This window comes from Acinetobacter sp. NIPH 817, from assembly GCF_000368405.1.
In the GTDB taxonomy this organism is placed as follows: Bacteria; Pseudomonadota; Gammaproteobacteria; order Pseudomonadales; family Moraxellaceae; genus Acinetobacter.
In genome coordinates, this window is the sequence record NZ_KB849420.1 from 2818587 (window position 1) to 2843279 (window position 24693).

Sequence of the window (24693 nt, forward strand, 5' to 3'; positions counted from 1 at the left end):
GTTTTCAGTGTCATATATAAATTGAATCGCTCTAAGCTTTTAATCGAACGCCTCGATGGTTCCATTTATAACTAAGCAATATCTTTTGAGCTTTAGTGGTTAGTTTCCAGAGGTCATATGATTGCTCAGTTTGCGTTGGGACAATCCAGCCTTGTGATTGCATTTGATTTTTAATTCGAAACAGTGCTTTATGATTAATCTGTGCGCAAGCCACCGCATGTGCACGAGGTAATTCCTGACGAGCATCTTCTAAGCCAGCCTGATTTAAATATTCATTCAGACAAATTCCAAAATTCTCTTCTGGCACAGCTGTTTCAAAGCGCTTTGCCAGCACGCTCAATAACTGAGACCATGTCATTTGTCGTTGTCGTTTAAGCTCTTTAAAGTTGCCATCCTGAAATGCTTGAATCTGATATTCAAATGCAAAAATATCTTGTGGTGCGACTTCATTTAACTGTGTTGATGGCTCGGTTACTCGTTGTTCTAAATGCAAAATTTTACTTCTTAAGAGTCTAATTTCATCTTCTAACTGCTGAGCTTGATGAGCAGGAACCCAACCTTGCCCCATATGTTGCTCAACCATTAAAGGAATATTTAAACGGACGGCCAACTCCAATTCGCGTGGAGTTTTAAAATAAAAAATATGCTTTGCTTCCTGTAATAACTTTTTTCTAAAAGCGAGAAATTTGTCTTTAAGTTGTGGATGTGTTTCTTGTAAATCTATTTCACGGCTTTCAGGCTGTTCATGCATGAATACAATAATAGGTTTAGCCTGACTTAACGCATATTCATATTCTAAAGACAGATAGCTCACACCAGAAATCGATTGTTCTCCATACTGACTTCCTAGAAGTAAGATTACATAATCACATTCGTCAATCTGTCGACGTGCAAGTGTGGTTGTTAAAGGTGTTCGATGTTCTAGTCCCCAAGCAAAGAACCCCATCCCCACCAAGGTTTGAGACAAAACCATTCGCTCTGGCTGCATATCGCGGCCAGACGTTGAAATAAAAATCTGATAGCGTGTATCGAGCATAACAATACCCTTATCGCCTCATGATCTGTATGTGACTTAAAATCAGCCAAGATCATGAACCGCCCCAAATAAAATAATAAATATAAAAAAACACTATTTTCTAAATGATGCTAAAAGATCAGTTCAGATTATGAAGTGTCCAAGTTAACTCTTGTGGAATCATATGTTGTAAAACAGGTTGCAGTGCGTCAGCATTATTTCCGCTGACGTAACATTCAATACGTGCAACATTCTGACCTATTTGGTCACATAATAACGCATTTTTTATTAAAATACGGGCTGTTTGTCGGGCAACTGCAAATCCAGAATCAACCAGTGTGAATTGGTTATCAAAAAGATGATGAATTGCTTCATTTAAGAAAGGATAATGCGTACAACCGAGCACTAAATAGTCTGCACCTTGCTCAGCAGCAGGCTGTAAAACCTCTTTTAATGCCGTTAAACATGCTTCTCCCATTTGCTGCCCCGCTTCTACACAAGGAACAAGTTCAAGGCTGGTTAAGGTCATCACTTTAACACCCGCCGGAACAGCAAACTTATCAACAACATCTTTAATGAGTTGCCCACGAAAAGTAGCAGGTGTGGCCAACACAGCAACCACTTTAGAACGTGTCTGTAATACGGCAGGTTTTAATGCTGGAACTAAACCAACAATTGGAAAATGTTCACCATAATGTTCACGTAAATGGTCAAGACTAAATGCTGAAGCTGTATTACAGGCAACCACCGCAATTTTACAACCTTGGCGGTATAACCAATCAACTGCACGAGCTGTGAGCTCTCTAATTTCTTCATCAGAACGTGGGCCATAAGGAACGTAGGCTGTGTCGGCATAATACACAATGCGTTCATTCGGCAAATATCTAGCTATTTCTGCTGCAACAGACATTCCCCCAATTCCCGAATCAAAAATACCAATTGGGGCATCGGCTGATGCTTTAGGCATAGGTTCTAGATCGGTAAATAGAGGTTGTATGGCGGTCATAGCTGTACTGAAGTGTCAGAAAATTTCACTTCCTAAAGCTTAAACCTCAAGTGCCTAATTGCAAGAGCAAATTACCACTTTTTAACTCTAAAACGGTTTCACCATTCTCTTTTTCGATGAGTGTTCCATAGTTCACTAAGTGATAAAAAGACTGGCGTTGAATAAGCGCATTAATACCAAATCGGACATGCACATAAGGACGTAACTCCCCTGCATATTCACGCATAAAAATTGGATGTTCGGCATCAACCAAAATCACATCTTGATTGGTCGTGGTCAGTTGTAAAAATTGATCACCTGAAATTTCAACTTGATCGACCTGATTGACTAATAAAGGTTCATCTTCAACCTCAATTTCAATTTGTTCTACGGGGGTTTTCAGGTAGAATTTCCCTTCTTCTTTCCATAGGACTTTGGTAAATAGATCTAATAGGGCTTGGCGCTTAATTAATTGACCTTCGTGCCACCATTCTCCATTGGCTTTAACCGTCAAATCCATTTTGCCGCAATGCTTTGGATGCCACTGCTCTAAAGGTGGAATTGACCTTTTGTGACTTTGCTGTACACCTTTTAAGTATTGTGCAATGTTCATTAAGTTTTTATCATCAGATAACGGTATTTTTCCCATATCCGATGGGGAATTATTTTGATTTACCATAGTTTATGCCTTGCTGACGAAAAAATATGACGACTCAGCCAATTGGCTAGATCATGGTTTAAAACTATACTAGCCAAAACGATAAAAGGCACAATAGCATATTTGCGCCTATGGATTAAAACACTCACGGCAGCACCGAATTTCTGAATATGACGGTTGCCACCTTTAAGTATTGAGGAGTCCTACATGGAACACATCGAACGTGAATCGATGGAGTTTGACGTTGTCATCGTAGGTGCAGGACCTGCCGGTCTGTCTGCTGCGATTAAGATCCGTCAATTAGCGATTGAAAAAAACTTACCCGATCTTTCTGTTTGTGTAGTTGAAAAAGGCTCTGAAGTAGGTGCGCATATCTTGTCTGGTGCTGTGCTTGAGCCACGTGCCATCAATGAACTTTTCCCGAACTGGAAAGAAGAAGGCGCGCCTCTTAACGTACCTGTAACTGAAGATAAGACATTCTTCTTACTTTCAGAAACCACTTCTAAAGAAGCACCTCACTGGATGGTTCCTAAAACCATGCACAATGATGGTAACTATGTTATCTCGTTAGGTAACGTTGTTCGTTGGTTAGGTCAAAAAGCTGAAGAACTAGAAGTTTCTATCTTCCCTGGTTTTGCTGCATCTGAAGTGCTTTACCATGAAGACGGTACTGTAAAAGGTATTCAAACTGGTGACATGGGTATTGGTAAAGATGGCGAACCAACGCATAACTTTACTCCAGGCTATGAACTTCACGCTAAATACACTCTCTTTGCTGAAGGTTGCCGTGGTCACTTAGGTAAACGCCTCATTGCGAAATACAACCTTGATAAAGATGCTGATCCACAGCACTACGGTATCGGGATTAAAGAACTTTGGGAAATTGACCCAGCAAAACATAAACCAGGCTTAGTGATGCACGGTGCTGGTTGGCCATTGGCTGAAACTGGTTCTTCTGGTGGTTGGTGGTTATACCACGCTGAAAACAACCAAGTGACTTTGGGTATGATCGTGGACTTGTCTTATGAAAATCCACACATGTATCCATTCATGGAAATGCAGCGCTGGAAAACTCACCCACTGATTAAACAGTATTTAGAAGGTGGTAAGCGTATTTCTTACGGTGCACGTGCTGTAGTGAAAGGCGGTTTCAACTCATTGCCTAAATTGACTTTCCCAGGCGGCTGCTTGATTGGTGATGACGCAGGTTTCTTAAACTTTGCAAAAATCAAAGGCTCACACACTGCCATGAAATCAGGCATGTTATGTGGTGAAGCTGTATTTGAAGCGATTGCTGCTGGTGTAGAAAAAGGCGGTGACCTTGCGATTGCGCGCGTTACTGAAGGCGAAGATTTATTCACTAAAGAATTAACTTCATACACTGACAAATTCAACAACAGCTGGTTAAAAGAAGAGCTTTATAACTCTCGTAACTTTGGCCCAGCAATGCATAAATTTGGTCAATGGATTGGTGGTGCATTTAACTTTATCGACCAAAACGTCTTTAAAGTGCCATTCACTTTACATGACCTGAAGCAAGACTTCGCTGTATTGAAAACTGTCGATGCAACTAGCTTTAAGCCAAACTATCCAAAACCGGATGGCAAGCTTACATTTGACCGTTTATCTTCTGTGTTTATCTCAAACACTGTTCATGAAGAAAACCAGCCAGCTCACTTGAAGCTTACTGATCCTTCAATTCCAGTAAATGTAAACTTACCGAAATGGGATGAGCCTGCACAGCGCTACTGCCCTGCTGGTGTTTACGAAATCATGGAAGATAATGATGGCTCTAAACGCTTCCAGATTAACGCAGCAAACTGTGTTCACTGTAAGACTTGTGACATTAAAGATCCATCTCAAAACATCACATGGGTAACGCCAGAAGGTGGCGGTGGTCCGAATTACCCTAATATGTAATTCCTTGCGACACGGCAAAGCGTTGCTTTGCTAGCCGTGTCTCATATCCAAACATGTAACAAAAAAAGCCCCGATTATTCGGGGCTTTTTTATTGGAATCTGCTTATTGAAAAGGCGGTATTTTTGCTACGTTTAAATTGAGGTTCTTTTTATAAAAAATAAATGAGCCTAATAAAAACAGACCAAGAAAACCAAAGTTTCGCGCTAAATCGAAATACCAAACTGATTTCCCAAACAATAAATCAAGAATTAACATGAACCCCATGAATCTTGTATGCAAAATCAGACTCATCTTTATTTTTGGTTCGGGAGCAAAATATGTATTTCTATAACCCAACAGAATTGAGCCAAAAATAATAACAGTAACTAAAATAATGGTGGCAAGAGTTTCAGATAACCAAGGGGTTTCTAGATTTAATAAACCAGCAATAGAGAAAAACCAAAGACAAATAAATAAGCTTCGTTTCACAAAATAATCATTCATTTTTATACGTCATTTATATACTTAATTTTATAAATTATATAACGATTCTTATTTGTAAAAAATTATCATTTCAAATTAAATTTGAATTATTAATGGCTTCTAATCGTCGTTATTAGAAGCCTTATTATTCTATTACCCTTTCTTCACCAAATAATGAAATTCTTTATGACCATTTTCATCTAAGCGTTCTTCTTGCAAAAGTAACTCATGGCCTAAATGCATACAAAATTTAGGAATATCCCACGAGGTCGAATTATCTGTTGCGAACACTTCAACCACATCGCCAGATTTAGATTTGCGGATGGCTTGATGCAACATCATGACAGGTTCCGGACAACGTAAACCACGCGTATTGAGTTGTACAGTAGGTGAAATGGGTTGCTCTGACATAACAAACTCGAACAAATAGAATTTTCACATTTTAGCATAAACAAATTACTGCGCTGTTAACTGTAACTGGCTTTTACATAACAATATACGTTTTGTCTTTTAGCTTGTTTTATAGATGCATAAGCATGTTTTCTTCGGTATGATTCAAAGTATTCATTTGATAGATTGAGTCTTTAGGAAAGATCATGCAAGAGGAACCAAGTCCGTCGTGGGGAATGCGCGGCTTACGAAAATGGTTAGGCACAGCACCAGAAACCCGTGATGAATTATTAAAATTAGTCCAAAATTCACGTCGCTTTTTAGAACCAGATACTGTTGCCATGCTTGAAGGGGTTCTTGACCTTCCAGCTACAAAAATTCGTGAAGTCATGACACCACGAACAGCAATGATCAGTTTGCAAGAAGATGATCAGTTACTTGATATTCTTGATGTATTGGTCGAGTCTGCTCACTCACGCTTTCCAGTCTTCTCTTCTGATCAGCCTGATAATGTTGTCGGGATTTTGCTCGCAAAAGATTTACTGCCGTTTCTAACCGAACCGAATACCAAAGTCGATATTCGAGTTCTTATGCGTCAACCCTTATTTGTTCCAGAAAGTGCGCGTTCCGATCAAGTTCTACGCATGTTGAAACATACTCAGACTCACATTGCTATTGTGATTGATGAATATGGTTCAACAGCTGGTCTTGTTACGCTCGAAGATATTCTTGAAGAAATCGTTGGCGAAATTGAAGATGAACATGACACTGCTGATGAAGATGCTCAGTACATTGTTCCTGACAATGACCATACGGTAGCAAATGCATGGATGGTGCAAGCACTTACACCAATCGAACATTTCAATACTGTTTTAGATGCTGATTTTTCTGACGATGAAGTAGAAACTGTCGGCGGTTTATTGCTTCAAGAGATTGGTCTAGTAAGTGATTTACAAGGTCAAACTGTTGAGCTTGGAAATTGGTTATTTACAATCGTTGAAGCAGATGCTCGCACTATTCATCTGATTCGAGCTGTACGTCAATGAGAGCATACTTTGAAAAGCTGTTAGATTCTTCGCAACAACAAAAGCAGCTTCCTTTAATTTTTCCTTTACTCATTGCTTTATTTTCAGGTGCCGTGTTCAGTTTTTCACTGGCACCTTATTATTGGTGGTGGTTGGCAATATTATCTCCAGCCCTACTCTATGCATCACTGCATAAACGTTCAGCTAAACAAGCATTTGCTATTGGTTGGAGCTATGGCTTCGGCTTATGGTTTGTAGGCGCTTTTTGGCTCTACACGTCCATCCATGTATATGGCGATACCAATGCTTTTCTAAGCGTGGGTATGATTGCTGTTATGGCCCTGCTTATGGGCTTATTTACCGCACTTCAGACTTGGGTTTACCGACGTTTCTTCCCTGAAACACCCCTGACCTTTGCGCCGCTCTGGATTGTTTTCGAGTGGGCAAAAACTTGGGTATTTACAGGTTTCCCATGGCTGTTTGTGGGTTACGCTTTTACTGAACGTTTACTTGATGGTTACGCACCATTATTTGGTATTTACGCAATTTCCTTCGTTGTCATTGTATTAGCATGTGCTTTAGTTGAAGTTCTGCGCAAGCGTATTTTCTGGGTTATCCCATCTGCCCTATTGGTTTTAGGTGCATGGGGAGCATCATATATACAGTTTGTAAAACCTAAAGCTGCTAAACCACTTAGCGTTTCGCTCATTCAAGGTAACATTCCACAAGATTTAAAATGGCTGACTGAATATCAAGTCAGAACATTAGAAATTTATGCTGGTCTGACTCAATCTGAATGGGGCCGTGACTTAATTGTATGGCCTGAATCATCAATTCCACTCTTCCAAACTGACATTGAACCGTTTTTGGATGCAATGGATGCACAAGCGAAAAAGAACCACACTGCATGGGTAACCGGAATTCCTTACTGGGATGTTACCAAATCTCATGAAGTTGGTAGCCCGCTGTATTACAACAGTATTATGGCTTCTGGCAGTGATTCAAGCGGTCTCTATAAAAAGCAGCGTCTTGTGCCGTTTGGTGAATATATTCCACTGTCAGGTTTACTCTCATGGGTATTACCAGCCATGCAAAATGATATTAGCATGAGCGGTTTTTCACGTGGCGAGAGTAACCAGAAACCACTCTTAATTAAAGGGCATGCGCTTGCTGCTGCGATATGTTATGAAGTGGCTTATCCAAACCTTACCCGACGCAATGCAGAAGACAGCGACTTTTTAGTGACTGTATCTAATGACGCTTGGTTTACGGGTACTGCTGGGCCGTGGCAACATTTACAGATGGTGCAGATGCGCGCTAAAGAAAATGGTCGCTGGTTTATTCGTGCAACCAACACTGGTGTAACAGCTTTTATTGATCAAAATGGTCATATCACTGAACAAGCACCGCTCGATAAGGAGTTTGTCTTGAGAGGTGATTTACCTGCCATGCAAGGTCAAACTCTTTATAACCGTTTAGGCGATTATCCAGTGTTAGGATTTGCAGTATTACTGCTGATTTTAGGTTGGATCTATCGTCCACGTAAAGTTGATGTTTCTTTTAAATCACGTCGCTAAATTATAATAGCTTTGTACCCAGAGGAACTTCAAACTCTGGGATACAAAGTGCAACGTCCCCATCTGCATTATGAAACCCTGTCACCAAACATTCTGACTGAATAGGCCCTATTTGTTTTTTAGGGAAATTCACTACAGCAACCACTAACTTACCAATCAAATCTTGTGGTTGATAAAGTTTAGTAATCTGAGCACTTGATTTACGTATACCCAATTCTTCACCAAAATCTACCTGCAAAATATAGGCAGGTTTACGCGCCTTTTCAAAAACTTCAGCTTGAATAATTTTACCAACGCGAAGCTCTACTTTTAAAAAATCATTCCACTCGATTTGTTCCATTTACTTTTTCTCATGTTCTTAAATATCTGATTTGAAGCATATAATATGTACAAATAAAGAAACACCCTCTCTTTATTTCCAGTTAAAAAATAAAACGTAGATGTTGAGTCTACGTTTTATTTAAAAATTTGGTTTTAAAATATCATTAAAAAGCGATAGATAGTTCCAAAGATAAATAAGCAACTAAGCTTGATAAAAAGGCCATTGGGACATAACGATAAGCTTTAAACAGTAATTGCTCATATTTAGTAGATATTTGTTTAGCTTGCCAGAGACTCGCTTTTAATGCGGTAAAGAAGCTCACCATCAACCATGCACTCACAATACTTAACGCAAAAAAGCCAATCATAATTTGGCTACTTCCCTCTGTACTCAGCCATAGCTTTAATGAAAATTCAGCAAGCGGCAATAAACCCAAAATCAATAGGACAGACTTGAGCATTACCCAATGAAACTGAGTCAGTTCATCTAATATGAGAAATGCTTTCATTTAATCTCTCCTTTTTAATTGAATAAAGTGCTTTTTATTTATTATGCAAAGCTTTCATTTAAATATATAGCTTATTTTTCTCTACATTTTAACTTTCTTGTAACTATTAAATATGGGAATAATTCTTATTATAAATCTCAAATATCATTATTAATTTTAATTTATGTTTTTCAAATATTTATTATATTTTTATGATTGAGAGAGATTATCAATTCTAATTTATCGGTTTATCTTTTTAACTAAATTGATAATCTCTATTATATTTTCAATTAAGGCTGATAATAAATATCCGCATCATTACCCTCACCACCATCTTTGCCATCTGCGCCAAATGAATACAAATCAAAAGCGCGACCATCCGCCCCTGGAATTACATATTGAACATCGTTTTTCCAACTGTCTTTAGGATAACCACCTTTTACATAGCCACCCGGCATCCAGTTTTTCGCTGTTGCAGGTTGATTAACTAAAGCATCTAGTCCGCCTTCTTGCATGGTTGGGAAATGTCCGTTATCAAGCTTGTACTGATCTAAAGCACCAGCTACACCTTTTAATGTAATTTGGGTGGTATCAATTTTAGCTTTTTCACTACGCCCCATGACATTGGGTACGATTAACGCTGCTAACACGCCTAAAATTACAATCACGACCATGACTTCAATGAGGGTAAATCCTGAGGCACGTTTCATTCGAGCACCGCTCGAACGTGCCGCAAGTCCGAAAGCTGTGCTTGAGGAGCAAACATCTGATTGAGAGTTATGCTCGGAATGGCACGTTGGCTCAAACTGATTTGGAACCGCAGATTCACTATGTTGTTCCATCGCTATTTCGCTTTGAATATTTTTTACTTTCATCATTATCTCTAATATCAAAGTTATTAAATCATATTGTTCATATTTACGATTGGCAGCATAACCGCGATTACAATAACCAGTACAATGCTTGCCATTAGAACCAGCATAAGTGGTTCAAGTAATGCCAGTAAGGTTGAAATAAATGTTGTAACCTCACGATCTTGCATGGTCGATGCACGTTCTAACATGCGGTCCAGTTCACCTGATGCCTCACCACTTCGAATCATTTGTACCATCATTGGTGGGAAATAACCACTACGCTCAAGCTGTGTACCCAAGTTACCACCTTCGGTAACACGCTCAGCTGCATGGGCAATTGAATCGCGTATGACCCAATTACTGGTCACTGCTGCACCAATCTTTAAGGCATCGACCAAAGGTACGCCTGAACGAGTCAAAATAGATAAAGTACTGGCAAATCGTGCAGAATTAATACCACGTGACAGTTTACCGAATAATGGCAATTTGAGTGTTAATCGATCAAAAGCATAATGCCCAGCAGTCGTTTTTAAAAATCTTACGAATGCGACAACTCCCACAACTGCAAAAATAATAATAAACACCCAGGCATGACGGATAAAATCACTGGCTTTCATTAAAGCAACTGTAATCCACGGCAAGGCATCTTTACTTTGGTCGAACGTTTTTACAATCTCTGGCACAACATAAGTCATTAAGCCCATCACAATACCAAAAGACATCAGCATTAAAATGATTGGGTAAATCATGGCACCCTGAACTTTCTTTTGCATGGCAAAACGGTTTTCAGTGTAATCCGAGAGCTGATCTAAAATCAGATCTAAATGCCCAGAACGCTCACCTGCTGCGACCGTTGCAATATAGAGATCAGGAAACCGTCCAGATTGCTGCATACCTTGTGCGAGTGAATGCCCCTCTAAAACGCGAGAACGGACAGATAATAAAAGGTTTTGCACATGCGGTTTTTCACTTTGCCTACTCACCGCACGTAAAGCTTCTTCTAGAGGAATGGCCGCTGCAACCAAAACAGATAGTTGTCTGGTCATGAGAGCTAAATCATAAGCACTAAACTTTTTTTGGAATAATCCCTGACTCTGATGTTTATCTTTTTGTTCAACAGGGTCAACACTAATTGGTGTCCATGCTTTATCGCGTAATTGTTGGCGAATCTGGCGTGCTGAGTCTCCTTCAAGCACTCCTTTTTGCTGCTTCCCTGAAGCATCAATGGCAGTAAATTGATATGCAGGCATGGTAATGTTCTAATTTTCCAAAAATAATAGTCGCTGCTGTTGCATCTATGCTACGCAATCATTCATATTCGTTCTATAGCCTGTGTAGAATACCCAAGTCCTCTTCACGACGCTATGCCGTTTTTTAAAATTGACGAAATGAGCCTCTATGACCATAACGCCAAAGCCTGATTCAGTTGTTTATCGTGTGCGTGTAGCCGTACCTGTGCATCTGTACGACACTTTTGACTATACACTCACCCAAGCACAATATGAACGGGCTCACGTAGGCTCACGCGTCGCCATTTCATTTGGACGCCAAAACCTGATTGGCATCATTACAGAAAAAGTGAACCCAAATGAATCATTTACAGGTACCTTTCAGCTTAAAGCCATTTCTGAACTTTTAGATGAAGAACCAATTTTAGATGAACAAGTTTTAAGTTTATTGACATGGTCCGCGCAATATTACCAATTTCCAATTGGTGAGGTCATGCAAACCGCCTTACCCGCATTACTGCGTCAGGGCAAACCAATGGATGTTTTGTTCCATCTTTGGAAAATCACTCCCTGTGACAATGTTGAAGCCCTGCTAAAGCGTTCTGTTAAGCAACAAGATGCGTATCAAATTTTAAAATTACACCCTGCTGGAACTACAGAAAATATTTTAAATTTAAGTGGTGTAGAAACAGCAACACTTAAAGCGCTTCAAAAGAAAGGACTGGTTGACTGCACGCTCGAACCACACGACTTTAGCCCCACACCTGTTCAATTAGCCCAAATGCCGCTCACACTCAATGAAGACCAAAAGCAAGCAACCCAGCACGTCGTAAACGCACAACATCAATACCAAGCATTTTTGCTAGATGGTTTAACAGGAAGTGGTAAAACTGAAGTTTATCTGCACATCATGCACGAAGTGCTAAAGCAAGGTAAACAAGTATTGGTGTTAGTACCTGAAATTGGTTTAACCCCTCAAACGATTTCCCGTTTTAAGTCTCGTTTTAACTGTGATATTGCTTTATTGCACTCTGGCTTAAATGACTCCAAACGCTTACAAGCATGGCAACAGGCACAGACCGGAAAAGCGTCTATTATTTTAGGAACGCGCTCTGCCATCTATACGCCACTGCCACGTTTGGGCCTCATTATTTTAGATGAAGAGCATGACTTGTCTTATAAACAGCAAGAAGGCTTCCGTTACCATGCACGTGATGTCGCACTGTACCGCGGTCACTTGCAAAGCTGCCCTGTTATTTTAGGGTCGGCAACACCAAGTATTGATAGTTATTATTTGGTCGAAACTGGCAAATTAACTGCACTGCAACTCAACAAACGTGCTGGACATGCACTTTTGCCTAAAATGCATTTGATAGACCTTAAAATTGTCAAAAAACAGCATGGAATTAGCCAACCCCTTATTGAACAAATCAAACATACATTAGCTAGAAAAGAACAGGTTTTAATCTTTTTAAACCGTCGTGGCTATGCACCTGTACTGGTTTGTGAAAGCTGTGGATGGCAAGCAAATTGCCCGCATTGCGACGCGCATTTTACGTTGCACACTCAGCCTTATTCTTATTTACATTGTCACCACTGCGGAACCATTCATCGCTTACCCGATCATTGCCCTGAATGTCAGCAAAAAAGCTTAAAAACTTTAGGCGCAGGAACCGCTAAGGTTGAAGAGCACTTACAAGAACTATTTCCAGATCATGATGTCATTCGGGTCGATCGTGACAGTACTAGTCGTGTCGGAAGCTGGCAAAAAATCTATGACCGTATTCATCAAAACAAACCAACAATTTTACTCGGCACTCAAATGTTGGCAAAAGGCCATCATTTTCCACATGTCACATTAGTTGCCATTTTAGATATTGATGCAGGTTTACTCAGTGTAGACATCCGTGCACCAGAACGTACGGCGCAGCTGATTGTACAAGTCGCTGGTCGTGCAGGTCGTGGAGAACATAAAGGCCATGTTTATTTACAAACATTAAGACCTGACCATCCGTTACTTACCACACTCATCGAAAAAGATTATCGCGCGGTTGCCAAACAAACGCTGGCTGAACGTAAAGTAGCTTTGCTGCCACCTTATCGCTATGCAGTATTGATACGAGCAGAATCCAAAGATCGTGACTATACCTTACAATTTTTAAATGAAGCTGCCGAGCAACTTCGTCAAGTCGCTGGTGAGATTGTTGATATTTGGGGACCTATTCCTGCACCGATGGAACGTAAAGCGGGACGCTATCGTGCTCACATGGTTATTTTATCTGCTGATCGTGCTCGCTTACATTTTTACTTAAGACAATGGTGGTCTCAATTGGTTCATGCACCAAGACAGCATCAACTCAGGCTATCAATTGATGTCGATCCGCAAGAATTTAATTAGATGATTTGAATATCATGGTGTGAAGAAGCCTTTTTGGCTTTACACTTAAAAGAGACTAATACATTCGAGGCAATGAATGTCATTCCTACTGCAAGCAACAATCTTTCTTGGAGCTTCTCTGATTTTAGTCCCTCTTGGCAAACGCCTAGGGATAGCAACAGTTTTAGGTTATTTATTTACAGGAATACTTCTAGGTCCTAGTGTTTTAAATATTGCACATGACCCTGAAGCGATTATGGAACTTGCCGAATTCGGTGTCATTTTATTGATGTTCCTGATTGGTTTAGAACTAAGACCACAGCGGTTGTGGGAAATGCGTGACTCTATTTTTGTAATGGGAAGTCTGCAAGTCCTCATTAGCGGTGGCGTACTTATGCTGATCATACTATTACTCTTTAAGCAGCAGCTTTCTGTCAGCTTTGTCATTGGTTTTGCCCTTGCGCTATCTTCCACCGCTTTTGTATTACAGCTTCTGACTGAAAAGCAGCAACTCAACACGACTTATGGTCAGCAGTCTTTTTCGATTTTGCTCTTTCAAGATATAGCGGCGATTCCCTTACTTGCCATCATTCCATTATTGGCAGGAACAGAATCAACCCATCACGGGATCGCTTATTTTGCGGCGATTATTGCGACCTTTACAGGCTTGTTTCTGTTTAGTCGCTATGTGATGCGTCCATTCTTCCGCTTTGTTGCAAAAAGTGGCGCGACTGAGCTTATTACAGCAGTAGGATTATTTATTATCCTTGCCGTTGTCTTGCTTATGGATACCTTAGGAATTAGCACCACATTAGGCGCGTTCCTTACAGGCGTATTATTAGCAGATTCAGAATTTCGTCATGAAGTTGAAGCGAGTATTGCACCGTTCAAAGGTTTACTACTTGGCTTATTCTTTATGACCGTGGGTATGACCACTCAACTGTCACTACTCATTGAAATGCCTTTACTTATTATTGGTGGAGCAGTCGGCTTATTGCTCATCAAAACACTGATATTGACTACCATTGCCCGCTATAAAAAATACAGCTGGAACAATAGTTTGCTTTTGGGTACTTGTTTGGCACAAGGCGGAGAATTTGCTTTTGTAATTTTGAGTCTTGCAAAAAGTGAGAAGATTTTAACTCAAGCTCTATTAGAGCCAGTGACCCTTATTGTGACGTTGTCGATGGTACTTACCCCAGTGATTTACTGGATTATGGCAACCAAGGTCATTCCTCTGTTTAATAAGGAACGCCCACCTGAATACGATGAAATTCCTCAGCAGGATAACCCGATTATCATTGCTGGTTTTGGTCGATTTGGACAAATTATCGCGCGTATTGCCCGTCTGCAACATTTAGGCTTTACCGCAATCGACAACAATCTTCATCAAGTGGACTTTGTTCGTCGATACGGCGGTAAGCTTTATTATGGTGATGTGACCCAGCCAGATTTATTACGTTCCGCGGGTATTGAAAAAGCCAAAGTATTTATTTTAGCGATTGATGATGTCGAAGATTCAATGAATGTCGCTCGCCATCTCAGATTAAATTACCCAAACTTAAAGCTGTTGGCTCGTGCTCGTGACCGTCACCATGTACATCTTTTAAGAGATTTAGGTGTTGAATACATTTGGCGTGAGACGTATTTATCCTCATTAGGTATGGCTTATCGCGCCTTGAGAGAACTCGGCATCTCAGATGAACAAGCCTATAACAATATCGAAATCTTTCGGGATTATGATGAGAAATTGCTCATACAGCAGCAAAGTATTTATACTGATGAACAGAAGATCTTTGAAACACATCGTAATGCCTTAGCCGAACTTGAACATTTGTTTGAAAGTGATGCGCAGCAACAGGCTACGTCAAAACATGATGTGAATTTAAAGCGTCATTTACAGCCAAATCGCATCGACATTACAAGAGATCATCTAGAATAACTTGAGATTTCAGAAAATGGCTATATTAAGGACTTATTCACATTGCCTAAATAATTGGACAATGGGCACAAAGCTGCCCCTGTCCGGCTTGCGGCTTCGCTGCATTTCCTAAGCTTGATTAAAACGAAATAGTTATACTCTGCTTAGGGCCCTGGAGAATATTATGTCTGATTTACGCCAACGCTTTTATATTGAGAACTTTCCGGTTCGTGGGGAAGTAGTTCATCTAGAAGAGGCACTACAAACTATCTTAGCTCAACGTGACTATATGCCTGCGGTTAAAATTCTGTTAGGTGAAATGTTGAGTGCGACTGCATTACTTGCAAGTACACTAAAAATCAAAGGCCGTATCAGCTTGCAAATCCAGGCTAGCGGCACCTTTAAGTGGGCAATGGCTGAATGTAATCATTTGGGTGAAGTACGTGCTCTAGCTGATTATGAAACAGACCCACGCTTCATCGAAGCAACAGACAGTAGTACAGTTCTTGGCGCTTTAGTTAATCCAGTTTTATTTATTAATATTGAACCTGAATTTGGCGAGCGTTATCAAGGGATTGTCCCTCTTGATCAAAAGACTTTAGCTGGCTGTTTAATGCAGTATTACGATTTGTCTGCACAAATTCCAACTCGCATTGTGTTAGCAAGTACAACTAAACGCTCTGGTGGTTTACTGATTCAGCTTTTACCACGTCATGATGAAGAAGAGCAAAATTTGGTCGATGAAGATTTATGGCCACGTTTGACAATGTTAACCGAAACATTAAAAGCCGAAGAGCTGACCAATTTAGATGCAAACGAAATTTTATATCGTTTATATAACGAAGAAGAAGTTCGTTTACCAGAAATTGAAGCACTAAAATTTGGCTGTACATGTTCAAAAGAACGCTGTGCAAATGCGCTGATTCAAATTGGTGTAGAGGCTGTTCATGAAACACTAGAAGAACAGAACCCTATACGTATGGATTGTCAGTTCTGTAATACTCAATACACCTTTACTGCTGAAGAAGCTTTAGCATTATTTGGTGAACATTTAAGTTAATTATTAAAATTTATAAAAAGGCGGATATACCGCCTTTTTTATTTACCTTTATTTTTTGATGATAATTTTCAACATGTTAATTTAAATAGGATAAGATAAGGCTACTTTATAGCCTAATAAATAAGATGCCTAAATACCATGAATTATTTTGATTATTTTCTCTTTATTTTTAGCGTAGTTATTATGATTGCGACCCCTGGCCCCGTCATGATTTTAGTTGCAAGCGCTGGACTTAAAGGAGGCTATAAAAAAGCACTTGAAACCATTTTTGGTACAAATCTCGCATCCCTTGTCTTAATTTTTATTTCAGTACTCGTTTTAAAGGGAGTACTGAGCGTTAACGATAGTTATCTCAATATCATTCGTATTTTAGGCTGTCTATATATTGGTTATTTGGGTTTTAGTATTCTCAAAGAAGTCATTCAAGCACCTCACCCAGAAGCAATACAAACAGTTTCAGCACAAAATGGCGGCTTTAAAAAAGGCTTTCTCGTCGGTATTTCAAACCCTAAAGATATTATTTTTTTCTCGGCTTTCTTTCCGCAATTTGTGTCTATTACCCCACAATTAAATTTAAGTCTAACCATACTGACCCTGACATGGATTGTTTTAGACTTCCTCACTTTATCTTTGGTTTATATATTCTTCCGTCGCCTTTCTAACAGTCATTTATACCCAAAAATATTAGGGCTATGCGGTTTATTACTTTTACTTATTGCCCTTTACGGCTTATATCAAAGTTTCATCTAAATCATGAAAGGTATACGCCTCATTTGCCTATACCTTTTTCTATCAATTTCATTTTGAAATAGAACAACTCTTATACAATCTAGCTTATTGAAAACTCTAAAAATCGTTTCATAATGAAATAAACAACTCCATCGTGATAAAACATTATGGCAAAAAATTATTATGAAGAATTAGGGGTTACACGCAAAGCCTCTGCTGATGAAATTAAAAAAGCTTATCGAAAATTAGCCCGTAAATATCATCCTGACATCAGCAAAGAAAAAGATGCAGAAGAAAAGATGCAGGCTATTAATGTTGCCTACGACACGTTAAGCAATGCAGAAAAAAAAGCTGAATATGACCAGATGTTAGATCATCCTCAAGGTTTTAATAACTTTGGTCAGGGTGCTGCACAAGGTGGTTTTGATGGAGCACAGTTTTATCGCCAAGGCTTTACAGGTGGTGAACAAGCAGACTTTAGCGGTTTTGAAGATTTATTTGGACGCTTTGGTGCAGGATTTGGTGGTGGTCAGCAGCAGTACCAAAGACAACAGCGTAGTTATCGCGGTGAAGACCAACATGCCAGCATAGAAGTCGATCTTGATATTGCCTATCATGGATCAACGCAACAGATTACCCTGCAAATCCCGACTATGAATGCTTATGGCGAGCCTGAAGTTCAACGCAAAACCTTGCAGGTGAAAATACCAAAAGGTATGAAAGAAGGTCAGCAAATCCGCTTAAGTGGACAAGGACAAAGTGGCATCAATGGCGGTGCCAACGGCGATCTTTATATTGAAATTCAGTATAAAGATACAGACCGCGTTCATGTTGAAGGTAGTGATGTATATTTGACTGTAGATGTCGCGCCGTGGGAAGCTGCATTAGGTCAGGGTATTGAAGTAAAAACACCAGCTGGACCTTTAAACGTCAATTTACCTCACAACGCAAAACAAGGACAACAGCTACGTTTAAAAGACAAAGGGATACCAAATAAAACGCCAGGCCATCTCTATTTAATTTTAAATATTGTATTCCCACCAGCACATTCTGAAAAAGAAAAACAAGCTTATCAACAACTGGCTGAAGCCTTCGCTTCATTCGAACCTCGTTAATCTCATTAGGGAGCAAGATCATGACAACCATTCATTATCGCGAAATTGTATATGACGGCCATACCTTTAATGCGGAGGTCGTTGATGAACAATCTACATTTGATCTACAACAATTTGCTCAAGCTTGTGGTCAAAGTCCTGACTGGATTATTCAGTTAATTGAATATGACATTTTATCTGTCGACAATACGCCTGAAGCACACCAATTTATCGGTGAAGATGTGGCACGTGCACGTAAAGCTTATCGTCTGCAACGTGACTTTGACGCAAGTTTGGCAGCAGTTGCGGTGATGTTAGATTTGATTGATGAAGTACAACAACTTAGAAAACAGTTGAAGCATTTTCATTGAGGAATAGTATTAATGCAGCATAAAACCCTGGTTGAAATTTGATACTCGGGAAGCCATCTGCAACCTGCGTGGTATTAATCAGATAATGCTTTTGTAATGCTGTTATTTAAAAATAAGTATTGAACAGGTTTTGCAGATGGCAATGGTTTTGCCTACTTTTGCCAAAACAAAAGTAGGTCGAACCGAAGGTTAATGACTATATTAAATAACAACTCAGCAAGACCCCGACGTGCAAAAATAAAAATTTATTTCAACCGAGTAATTTTCTCCAACTCCTTCACAGTCTGTTTAATCGGCTCATATTCCAAAAACCAAAACAAATTCATCCGATCTTGACGATGCTGTTGAGCCAGTAAATCAATCACACTTTTTTCACCACGCCCAACCAAGTGCTGTCGATAAAAATAGTACAACAGAAAAATCGTACTAATCAGCATGGCACCCAACATAATCCAGAAACCAACGGGTGATTTAAGACCAGGAATAAACTCAAAGTTCATTCCATAAATGCCCGTTAAAAGGGTAAGCGGCGCAAAGACTGCCGTGATAATCGCAAGAATCCGCATGTTTTCATTGGTTTGGTTCGCAATAGCAGAAAAATGCAAATCAATAGCCGACTGAATGGCACTACGTAACCGTAAAGTATGTTTCTGGATACGTTCCACATGACTCATTAAATCATTTAAACGAACTAGTAGAATATCTTGTGAATTGCGGATATGTCCACCAACCACATGATGGTAATTTTCTACAATTTCATCTCGAAATTCTTGAAGGGTTTCGATTTGTTCTTCACATAAATTTTCGACCTGTTGAAAGGCCATATTTTCATGGAACAACTGGTGCCATTGTTTAAAACGACGATTACCCTGTAATAGTTGTTGCTGCCAATGCTCGACTCTTCTCGTCAATGGTGAACGGATATCAAGATAACCATCAACCATACTATTTAACAAGCGTAACGATAAATCGACAGGTGAATTCGGTAATTTACGGGTTTTGTTTTGTTCTTCTAAAGTTTTACATAAAATATTTTCGAGACGTTGAATATAGTTTTCAATCGACTTATTGCCCTGCTCACGCACACTAATCAGTACATCAGGCGTCAAGATAAAACTGATGGGTGTCATTGCTAATCCAAAAACACTATCTTGGGATTCAGCATGTTTAATTTCATCATCAGGTGTAACCAGCTTTTTAAAAATGAGCAGGTCATATTCTTCAAGTGTGTCAAATGCACAGGGATGTTCAATATTGGCAATATCCCGCATATGAAACTCATTAATAACCACACCCGAAAGCTGATGAATCCTTTGTTGCCATTCTTCGTTATGATTCACCACATCCGTTCTGACACTGTCAATCCAGAAAAACTCCAGAACATGTTCACTATGCTGTTCTCGGCTTAAAAAGACATAGCCGTCAGCTTGATGGCGATAAAAATAATAAACCTGCATACCACAACGATCTGTTTTTATATTACTTGCATCATGCCATAAAAAAAGTCCGCATCAAGCGGACTTTTTCATGTCACTAGAACAATTATGCTTGTTCAATGTCTTTCATAGTCAATTTAATACGACCACGATTATCAACATCAGCAACTTGTACTTTCACTTCTTGACCTTCTTTAAGAACGTCAGTCACGTTCGCAATACGTTCGTTTGAAATTTGCGAAATGTGAAGAAGACCATCAGTACCCGGCATGATGTTTACAAACGCACCGAATTCTACAATACGGATTACTTTACCGTCATAGATCTTACCTGGTTCAACTTCAGCAGTAAGTGCTTGAATTTTTGCAATCGCAGCACGAGCAGCAGCTTTAGTTTCACCAAATACGCGAACTGTACCGTTATCTTCAATATCAATTGCAGCTTTAGTTTCTTCAGTAATGGCACGAATCGTTGCGCCGCCTTTACCAATAACATCACGGATCTTGTCTGGATTGATGTTAATCACTTCAAATGTCGGTGCATGTGCGCTGATTTCAGAACGAGCACGTGAAATTACTTTATTCATTTCATTAAGGATGTGCATACGACCAGCAAATGCTTGGTTTAATGCAATTTCCATAATTTCTTCAGTGATACCTTCAATCTTGATGTCCATTTGAAGCGCAGTAATACCGTTTGCAGAACCTGCTACTTTAAAGTCCATATCACCTAAGTGATCTTCATCACCCAAGATGTCAGAAAGTACTGCAAAACGCTCACCTTCTTTCACTAAGCCCATTGCGATACCAGCAACTGGTGCTTTAAGTGGAACACCTGCATCCATAAGTGATAATGATGCACCACATACAGAAGCCATTGAAGATGAACCGTTAGATTCAGTAATGTCAGATACGATACGGATTACGTACGGGAAGCGGTCAGCAGCAGGAAGAACAGCTTGAACACCACGACGTGCTAAACGACCATGACCGATTTCACGACGCTTAGGGCCAGACTCACGACCAGTTTCACCTACAGAGTATGCAGGGAAGTTGTAGTGCAACATGAAGTTGTCAGTTTTAGTACCTGACAATGTATCAACCATTAATGCATCACGAGTATTACCCAAAGTTGTTGTTACCAACGCTTGAGTTTCACCACGTGTAAATAATGCAGAACCGTGAGCGCGGTCTAATACGCCAACTTGAACGTCGATACCACGAACAGTTTTAGTATCACGGCCATCAATACGTGGTTTACCTGACAAGATGTTGTCACGTACTGTACGGTATTTAAGGTCTTCAAATAATTCATTTACTTCGTCAGCAATACCAGTTTCGTCATTTTCAGGAACGAACTGAGCTACAGCTTCTGCATAAAGTGCATCAAGTGCTGCATAACGGTCTTGTTTAACCGCAATTGTATATGCTTCAGAAATTTTAGCTTCGAAAGCTGCTTTTAATTGCTCAAGAAGTGCTTCGTTTTTGCTTGGAGCAACCCAAGTTGATTCAACTGCACCAGCAGCAGCAGCAAATTCTTTAATTGCTTGAATCGCGATTTGCATTTCGTCATGACCGAAAAGCACAGCACCAAGCATTTGGTCTTCTGAAAGCTCTTTCGCTTCAGATTCAACCATTAATACAGCAGATTCTGTACCAGCAACAACAAGGTCAAGATCACTTTCTTTCAACTGTTCAAAGTTCGGGTTAAGAACATATTCACCGTTGATTAAACCAACACGTGCGCCACCGATTGGACCACGGAAAGGAGTACCAGCAATAGATAATGCTGCTGATGTACCAAGCATTGCTGCAATATCAGCATCCATAGTTTTGTCAGAAGAAACAACTGTTGCTGTTACTTGGATTTCGTTGAAGTAACCTTCTGGGAACAATGGACGAATTGGACGGTCAATAAGACGTGAAATTAAAGTTTCAGCTTCAGAAGCACGGCCTTCACGCTTACCGTAACCACCAGGGATACGACCAGCTGCATATTGTTTTTCTTGATAGTTAACTGTTAACGGGAAGAAGTCTTGACCCGCTTTTGCTTTAGGTTGAGCAACAACTGCAACTAAAACAGTTACGCCACCCATTGTAATTAAAACTGTGTTTGCTTGACGTGCAACGCGACCCGTTTCTAAAACGACTTGATGTTGACCGAATTGGAATTCTTTACGAACGATATTAAACATTGACATGTATTGTATTTTCCTAATTTTATTCTAGTGAGACCCCTAAGGTTTGGCATTCAGACTACAACTGTTGGTAGATAAATGACAAAGCTTAGAAGCCATCACACTAGGCCAAAAATTTTAAATAATATTAAACGCAAAGAAGGAGCGCACAAGCGCCCCTTCTAAACATCACTTAACCTAAAATTAAGTGAAACTCTCTTTTCAGCGATAAAGCATTGCGACATGCGAAATAGCGAAAACAAAGTGAAAATCGAATTAACGACGTAAACCTAAAGCACCGATCAAAGCAGTGTAACGACCGTGGTCTTTACCATTTAAGTAGTCGAGCAATTTACGACGTTGGTTAACCATACGGATCAAACCACGACGGCTGTGATGGTCGTGTTTGTGAGCTTTAAAGTGACCTTGTAAATCATTGATTTGAGCAGTCAATAAAGCTACTTGTACTTCTGGTGAACCAGTGTCATTTTCAGCGCGAGCAAATTTAGCAATGATCTCTGCGCGGTCTGCATTAGTTAAAGCCATTCGATTTCTCCGAGATGCTTAAAAAAGTAAACGATATGAATCAGTTGAGGCAACTGACTGCCGTGCATCACTACAGCAAGTTGCCTATTTTAAGGTATCTATAGGTGGATTGCAAAATAGTTTTCAGTAACTTGTCATTTTAGACACTGACACAAGCATGCTAACCCTGCACACTAGCTTTGAATAAAAAGAAAGAAGCGCGAGGGACGTGTGAAAATTTTTTCAACCAACACTTGTCCAGTACCGGACAATATTGAGCAAGTTATTCGTCGTCAAGATGAAGTTGCTGCTGAACAGGGTGGAATGACTGAGCGCCAGGTTCAAAAAATCTGGAACAGTATAGAAGCACTATATAAAACCGGAAATTATCCACTCATTACCTTCTGCTTACGTAGACAAGGTAAAATTTTGCTGAACAGAAGCATTGGATATGCTCAAGGGAACTCTCCGGCAGGATTACAACAGAATGCTCTGATTGCGACTCCAGATACACCCGTTTGTCTGTTTTCAGCATCGAAGATGATCACGGCCATGCTGATTCATCTACTAGATGAAAAGGGCGAAATCAATTTACTTGATCCTGTGAGCTACTATATTCCGGAATACGGCGTAAATGGTAAGCGCCGTGCAACACTCTTTCATTTATTAGCACATCGTGGCGGCATCCCCTATATTGATGGCGATGTCACGCCCGAACTTCTATTTGATAAAGACGAAATTTTAAAACGTTTATATGCTGCCAAGCCTGTATCTCCGGCTGGTAACCATCTTGCTTATCATGCGGTTACGGCGGGTTATATTTTAGGAGAAGTCATTGAGCGGGTGACTGGGCAAGATTTACGTGAGTTTGTGCATCAAACTATCGAAAAGCCAATGGGAATGCCTTATTTCAATTATGGCTTAAAACCAGAATACCGCTCAGAGGTAGCCTTAAACTGTGCAACGGGTCTACACCCTCGGCTTGGTACAGATCATTACCTGAACCATGTATTAGGTGGAGGGTTACAACTTGCAGTTGATGTGACTAACGATAGTCGTTTCATGGACACAATTTGCCCAGCCGGCAACATTTATACCAGTGCAGAACAAGCTGGACGTTTCTTTGAAATGCTTTTAAGTGGTGGAAGCTATGGCGGTCAGCAAATCTTCAGTGAGAAAACGATTTTCAGGGCAACACTGCCGACCACAGGCGTTAATATTGACCGTACTTTACTCATTCCAATGCGCTATGCCTTAGGTCCAATGTTAGGTAGTAATCCTATAGGCCTTTTTGGTCCAATGACGGGGCAAGCTTTTGGTCATTTAGGATTCTCCAACATTTTATGTTGGGCCGACCCTGAAAGAGATATTAGTGTTTCTCTATTAACAACGGGCAAATCGGTCGTGGGAACTCACCTTCCAGCTTTAGCCAACGTGCTTTATCAGATTTCAACACAATGCCCCCGCATTCCTAGAGATCAGCGCCGATCTTTGTTTGGCAGCGATGCTCATGAAACGAACTTAGTGTAAATCAAATAAAAAACCCAAGCATTTCTGCTTGGGTTTTTTGCGCTGTAGTTTTTGTTTATCGTGTTATTTCTATTTTTATTATCGTTGGTGAGATGCTAGTCACATCCTTCTTGTTGTTTTAACTGACTTCCGTTGTTTTGTTTCTATTTCCTTATGTGATGTATTGTGACACATCCAATTATGAAGAAAAGTAGTATTTTTCTTATCATCATGTAAGCAAAAACGTACAGGTCTGTCTAATATTTAATAAATAACGGTTTTTGCCCCATTATCGTACAGTTCTGTATAACATTTAACTTAACAATTCACAGGAAAAATGGCTGTTTAAAAATCATATTACAGATAAATATATTGATATTATTGATATAAATTTTTAAAAGAAATTACATTCAATATTGGCTTAAATCCGAACTTTTCTGATAATTTTTAGAAGTAAATAAAATTGAGAATATAAAAAAGCCCTGTAGTCTCTCCCAAAACTACAAGGCTTAGCGGCTGTAAGTTTCCTCTTTATACACCTACGTCATTGTAAGTTCGCAGTCTCTCGAC

At 39.8% G+C, this 24693-nt stretch carries 22 protein-coding genes; 10 read left to right on the forward strand and 12 right to left on the reverse strand.

The window, feature by feature from the left end; genetic code table 11:
* Window positions 1-31 precede the first annotated feature (31 nt).
* The 3 genes from F968_RS16890 to F968_RS16900 form a co-directional block, all read right to left on the reverse strand.
* The gene (locus F968_RS16890) at window positions 32-1036 is read right to left on the reverse strand and encodes a DUF4062 domain-containing protein (RefSeq protein WP_004794927.1); all 1005 of its coding nucleotides are present in this window, start codon (window positions 1034-1036) and stop codon (window positions 32-34) included.
* 118 nt (window positions 1037-1154) lie between these two features.
* A complete protein-coding gene (gene murI / locus F968_RS16895; protein WP_004794928.1) occupies window positions 1155-2021 on the reverse strand; it encodes a glutamate racemase in 867 nt (288 codons plus the stop codon).
* A gap of 46 nt (window positions 2022-2067) precedes the next feature.
* Window positions 2068-2679 (reverse strand): DUF1285 domain-containing protein, encoded by a 612-nt coding sequence (locus tag F968_RS16900; protein ID WP_004794931.1) that lies wholly within the window; start codon window positions 2677-2679, stop codon window positions 2068-2070.
* 186 nt (window positions 2680-2865) lie between these two features.
* On the opposite strand from F968_RS16900, the gene F968_RS16905 reads away from it, so the two are divergent.
* A complete protein-coding gene (locus F968_RS16905; RefSeq protein WP_004794933.1) occupies window positions 2866-4578 on the forward strand; it encodes an electron transfer flavoprotein-ubiquinone oxidoreductase in 1713 nt (570 codons plus the stop codon).
* 103 nt (window positions 4579-4681) lie between these two features.
* Here the strand turns inward: F968_RS16905 and F968_RS20485 are convergent, their stop codons facing one another.
* Together F968_RS20485 and tusA are read right to left on the reverse strand one after the other, a co-directional pair.
* Window positions 4682-5062 (reverse strand): hypothetical protein, encoded by a 381-nt coding sequence (locus F968_RS20485; RefSeq protein ID WP_004794935.1) that lies wholly within the window; start codon window positions 5060-5062, stop codon window positions 4682-4684.
* A gap of 132 nt (window positions 5063-5194) precedes the next feature.
* Window positions 5195-5452: a sulfurtransferase TusA gene (gene tusA / locus F968_RS16915; RefSeq protein ID WP_002053527.1), complete on the reverse strand. Its 258-nt coding sequence runs from the start codon at window positions 5450-5452 to the stop codon at window positions 5195-5197.
* A gap of 185 nt (window positions 5453-5637) precedes the next feature.
* Between tusA and F968_RS16920 the strand changes: the two genes are divergently transcribed.
* Window positions 5638-6477: an HlyC/CorC family transporter gene (locus F968_RS16920; protein WP_004794939.1), complete on the forward strand. Its 840-nt coding sequence runs from the start codon at window positions 5638-5640 to the stop codon at window positions 6475-6477.
* Window positions 6474-8033, forward strand: coding sequence for an apolipoprotein N-acyltransferase (lnt, locus tag F968_RS16925; protein WP_004794940.1), 1560 nt, complete (start codon window positions 6474-6476; stop codon window positions 8031-8033). The genes F968_RS16920 and lnt overlap by 4 nt, the downstream gene beginning before the upstream one ends.
* A gap of 1 nt (window position 8034) precedes the next feature.
* On the opposite strand, the gene F968_RS16930 is transcribed toward lnt, so the two are convergent.
* The 4 genes from F968_RS16930 to gspF form a co-directional block, all read right to left on the reverse strand.
* Window positions 8035-8373: a tRNA-binding protein gene (locus tag F968_RS16930; protein WP_004794942.1), complete on the reverse strand. Its 339-nt coding sequence runs from the start codon at window positions 8371-8373 to the stop codon at window positions 8035-8037.
* 145 nt (window positions 8374-8518) lie between these two features.
* The gene (locus F968_RS16935) at window positions 8519-8863 is read right to left on the reverse strand and encodes a hypothetical protein (RefSeq protein ID WP_004794944.1); all 345 of its coding nucleotides are present in this window, start codon (window positions 8861-8863) and stop codon (window positions 8519-8521) included.
* A 269-nt stretch (window positions 8864-9132) separates the two neighbouring features.
* Window positions 9133-9717, reverse strand: a complete 585-nt coding sequence (gene gspG / locus F968_RS16940; protein ID WP_004794946.1) for a type II secretion system major pseudopilin GspG — start codon at window positions 9715-9717, stop codon at window positions 9133-9135.
* A 23-nt stretch (window positions 9718-9740) separates the two neighbouring features.
* A complete protein-coding gene (gspF, locus tag F968_RS16945; protein ID WP_004794948.1) occupies window positions 9741-10946 on the reverse strand; it encodes a type II secretion system inner membrane protein GspF in 1206 nt (401 codons plus the stop codon).
* A gap of 148 nt (window positions 10947-11094) precedes the next feature.
* Here gspF and F968_RS16950 point away from each other — a divergent pair, with 148 nt between their 5' ends.
* The 6 genes from F968_RS16950 to F968_RS16975 all read left to right on the forward strand — a co-directional run bounded on the left by F968_RS16950 (window position 11095) and on the right by F968_RS16975 (window position 18477).
* Window positions 11095-13323: a primosomal protein N' gene (locus F968_RS16950; protein ID WP_004794950.1), complete on the forward strand. Its 2229-nt coding sequence runs from the start codon at window positions 11095-11097 to the stop codon at window positions 13321-13323.
* A 76-nt stretch (window positions 13324-13399) separates the two neighbouring features.
* Complete coding sequence (locus F968_RS16955; RefSeq protein ID WP_004794953.1) at window positions 13400-15244, forward strand: monovalent cation:proton antiporter-2 (CPA2) family protein; 1845 nt, start codon at window positions 13400-13402, stop codon at window positions 15242-15244.
* A 163-nt stretch (window positions 15245-15407) separates the two neighbouring features.
* Window positions 15408-16283, forward strand: coding sequence for an Hsp33 family molecular chaperone HslO (gene hslO / locus F968_RS16960; protein ID WP_004794955.1), 876 nt, complete (start codon window positions 15408-15410; stop codon window positions 16281-16283).
* A 138-nt stretch (window positions 16284-16421) separates the two neighbouring features.
* On the forward strand, window positions 16422-17033 hold the full coding sequence (locus F968_RS16965) for a LysE family translocator (protein ID WP_004794957.1): 612 nt from the start codon (window positions 16422-16424) through the stop codon (window positions 17031-17033).
* A gap of 146 nt (window positions 17034-17179) precedes the next feature.
* Complete coding sequence (locus tag F968_RS16970) at window positions 17180-18127, forward strand: DnaJ C-terminal domain-containing protein (RefSeq protein WP_004794959.1); 948 nt, start codon at window positions 17180-17182, stop codon at window positions 18125-18127.
* Window positions 18128-18147: 20 nt separating this feature from the next.
* Window positions 18148-18477 carry a chaperone modulator CbpM gene (locus F968_RS16975; RefSeq protein WP_004794961.1) on the forward strand — a complete coding sequence of 110 codons (330 nt, stop codon included), beginning with the start codon at window positions 18148-18150 and terminating at the stop codon, window positions 18475-18477.
* A 245-nt stretch (window positions 18478-18722) separates the two neighbouring features.
* Here F968_RS16975 and F968_RS16980 read toward each other — a convergent pair whose 3' ends face one another.
* From F968_RS16980 to rpsO, 3 genes are all read right to left on the reverse strand, one after another.
* Complete coding sequence (locus F968_RS16980) at window positions 18723-19934, reverse strand: magnesium transporter CorA family protein (RefSeq protein WP_004794962.1); 1212 nt, start codon at window positions 19932-19934, stop codon at window positions 18723-18725.
* Window positions 19935-20019: 85 nt separating this feature from the next.
* Complete coding sequence (gene pnp, locus F968_RS16985) at window positions 20020-22107, reverse strand: polyribonucleotide nucleotidyltransferase (RefSeq protein ID WP_171065176.1); 2088 nt, start codon at window positions 22105-22107, stop codon at window positions 20020-20022.
* Between the two features lie 258 nt (window positions 22108-22365).
* Window positions 22366-22635, reverse strand: a complete 270-nt coding sequence (gene rpsO, locus F968_RS16990) for a 30S ribosomal protein S15 (protein WP_002114951.1) — start codon at window positions 22633-22635, stop codon at window positions 22366-22368.
* Between the two features lie 210 nt (window positions 22636-22845).
* On the opposite strand from rpsO, the gene F968_RS16995 reads away from it, so the two are divergent.
* Window positions 22846-24144, forward strand: a complete 1299-nt coding sequence (locus tag F968_RS16995) for a serine hydrolase domain-containing protein (protein WP_004794967.1) — start codon at window positions 22846-22848, stop codon at window positions 24142-24144.
* Window positions 24145-24693: the final 549 nt, after the last annotated feature.

Excerpts from the sequence above, each read along its gene's own strand:
- F968_RS16890 (WP_004794927.1), bottom strand. The coding sequence starts at position 1,036 with ATGCTCGATACACGCTATCAGATTTTTATTTCAACGTCTGGCCGCGAT.
- murI (WP_004794928.1), bottom strand. The coding sequence starts at position 2,021 with ATGACCGCCATACAACCTCTATTTACCGATCTAGAACCTATGCCTAAA.
- F968_RS16900 (WP_004794931.1), bottom strand. The coding sequence starts at position 2,679 with ATGGTAAATCAAAATAATTCCCCATCGGATATGGGAAAAATACCGTTA.
- F968_RS16905 (WP_004794933.1), top strand. The coding sequence starts at position 2,866 with ATGGAACACATCGAACGTGAATCGATGGAGTTTGACGTTGTCATCGTA.
- F968_RS20485 (WP_004794935.1), bottom strand. The coding sequence starts at position 5,062 with ATGAATGATTATTTTGTGAAACGAAGCTTATTTATTTGTCTTTGGTTT.
- tusA (WP_002053527.1), bottom strand. The coding sequence starts at position 5,452 with ATGTCAGAGCAACCCATTTCACCTACTGTACAACTCAATACGCGTGGT.
- F968_RS16920 (WP_004794939.1), top strand. The coding sequence starts at position 5,638 with ATGCAAGAGGAACCAAGTCCGTCGTGGGGAATGCGCGGCTTACGAAAA.
- lnt (WP_004794940.1), top strand. The coding sequence starts at position 6,474 with ATGAGAGCATACTTTGAAAAGCTGTTAGATTCTTCGCAACAACAAAAG.
- F968_RS16930 (WP_004794942.1), bottom strand. The coding sequence starts at position 8,373 with ATGGAACAAATCGAGTGGAATGATTTTTTAAAAGTAGAGCTTCGCGTT.
- F968_RS16935 (WP_004794944.1), bottom strand. The coding sequence starts at position 8,863 with ATGAAAGCATTTCTCATATTAGATGAACTGACTCAGTTTCATTGGGTA.
- gspG (WP_004794946.1), bottom strand. The coding sequence starts at position 9,717 with ATGAAAGTAAAAAATATTCAAAGCGAAATAGCGATGGAACAACATAGT.
- gspF (WP_004794948.1), bottom strand. The coding sequence starts at position 10,946 with ATGCCTGCATATCAATTTACTGCCATTGATGCTTCAGGGAAGCAGCAA.
- F968_RS16950 (WP_004794950.1), top strand. The coding sequence starts at position 11,095 with ATGACCATAACGCCAAAGCCTGATTCAGTTGTTTATCGTGTGCGTGTA.
- F968_RS16955 (WP_004794953.1), top strand. The coding sequence starts at position 13,400 with ATGTCATTCCTACTGCAAGCAACAATCTTTCTTGGAGCTTCTCTGATT.
- hslO (WP_004794955.1), top strand. The coding sequence starts at position 15,408 with ATGTCTGATTTACGCCAACGCTTTTATATTGAGAACTTTCCGGTTCGT.
- F968_RS16965 (WP_004794957.1), top strand. The coding sequence starts at position 16,422 with ATGAATTATTTTGATTATTTTCTCTTTATTTTTAGCGTAGTTATTATG.
- F968_RS16970 (WP_004794959.1), top strand. The coding sequence starts at position 17,180 with ATGGCAAAAAATTATTATGAAGAATTAGGGGTTACACGCAAAGCCTCT.
- F968_RS16975 (WP_004794961.1), top strand. The coding sequence starts at position 18,148 with ATGACAACCATTCATTATCGCGAAATTGTATATGACGGCCATACCTTT.
- F968_RS16980 (WP_004794962.1), bottom strand. The coding sequence starts at position 19,934 with ATGCAGGTTTATTATTTTTATCGCCATCAAGCTGACGGCTATGTCTTT.
- pnp (WP_171065176.1), bottom strand. The coding sequence starts at position 22,107 with ATGTTTAATATCGTTCGTAAAGAATTCCAATTCGGTCAACATCAAGTC.
- rpsO (WP_002114951.1), bottom strand. The coding sequence starts at position 22,635 with ATGGCTTTAACTAATGCAGACCGCGCAGAGATCATTGCTAAATTTGCT.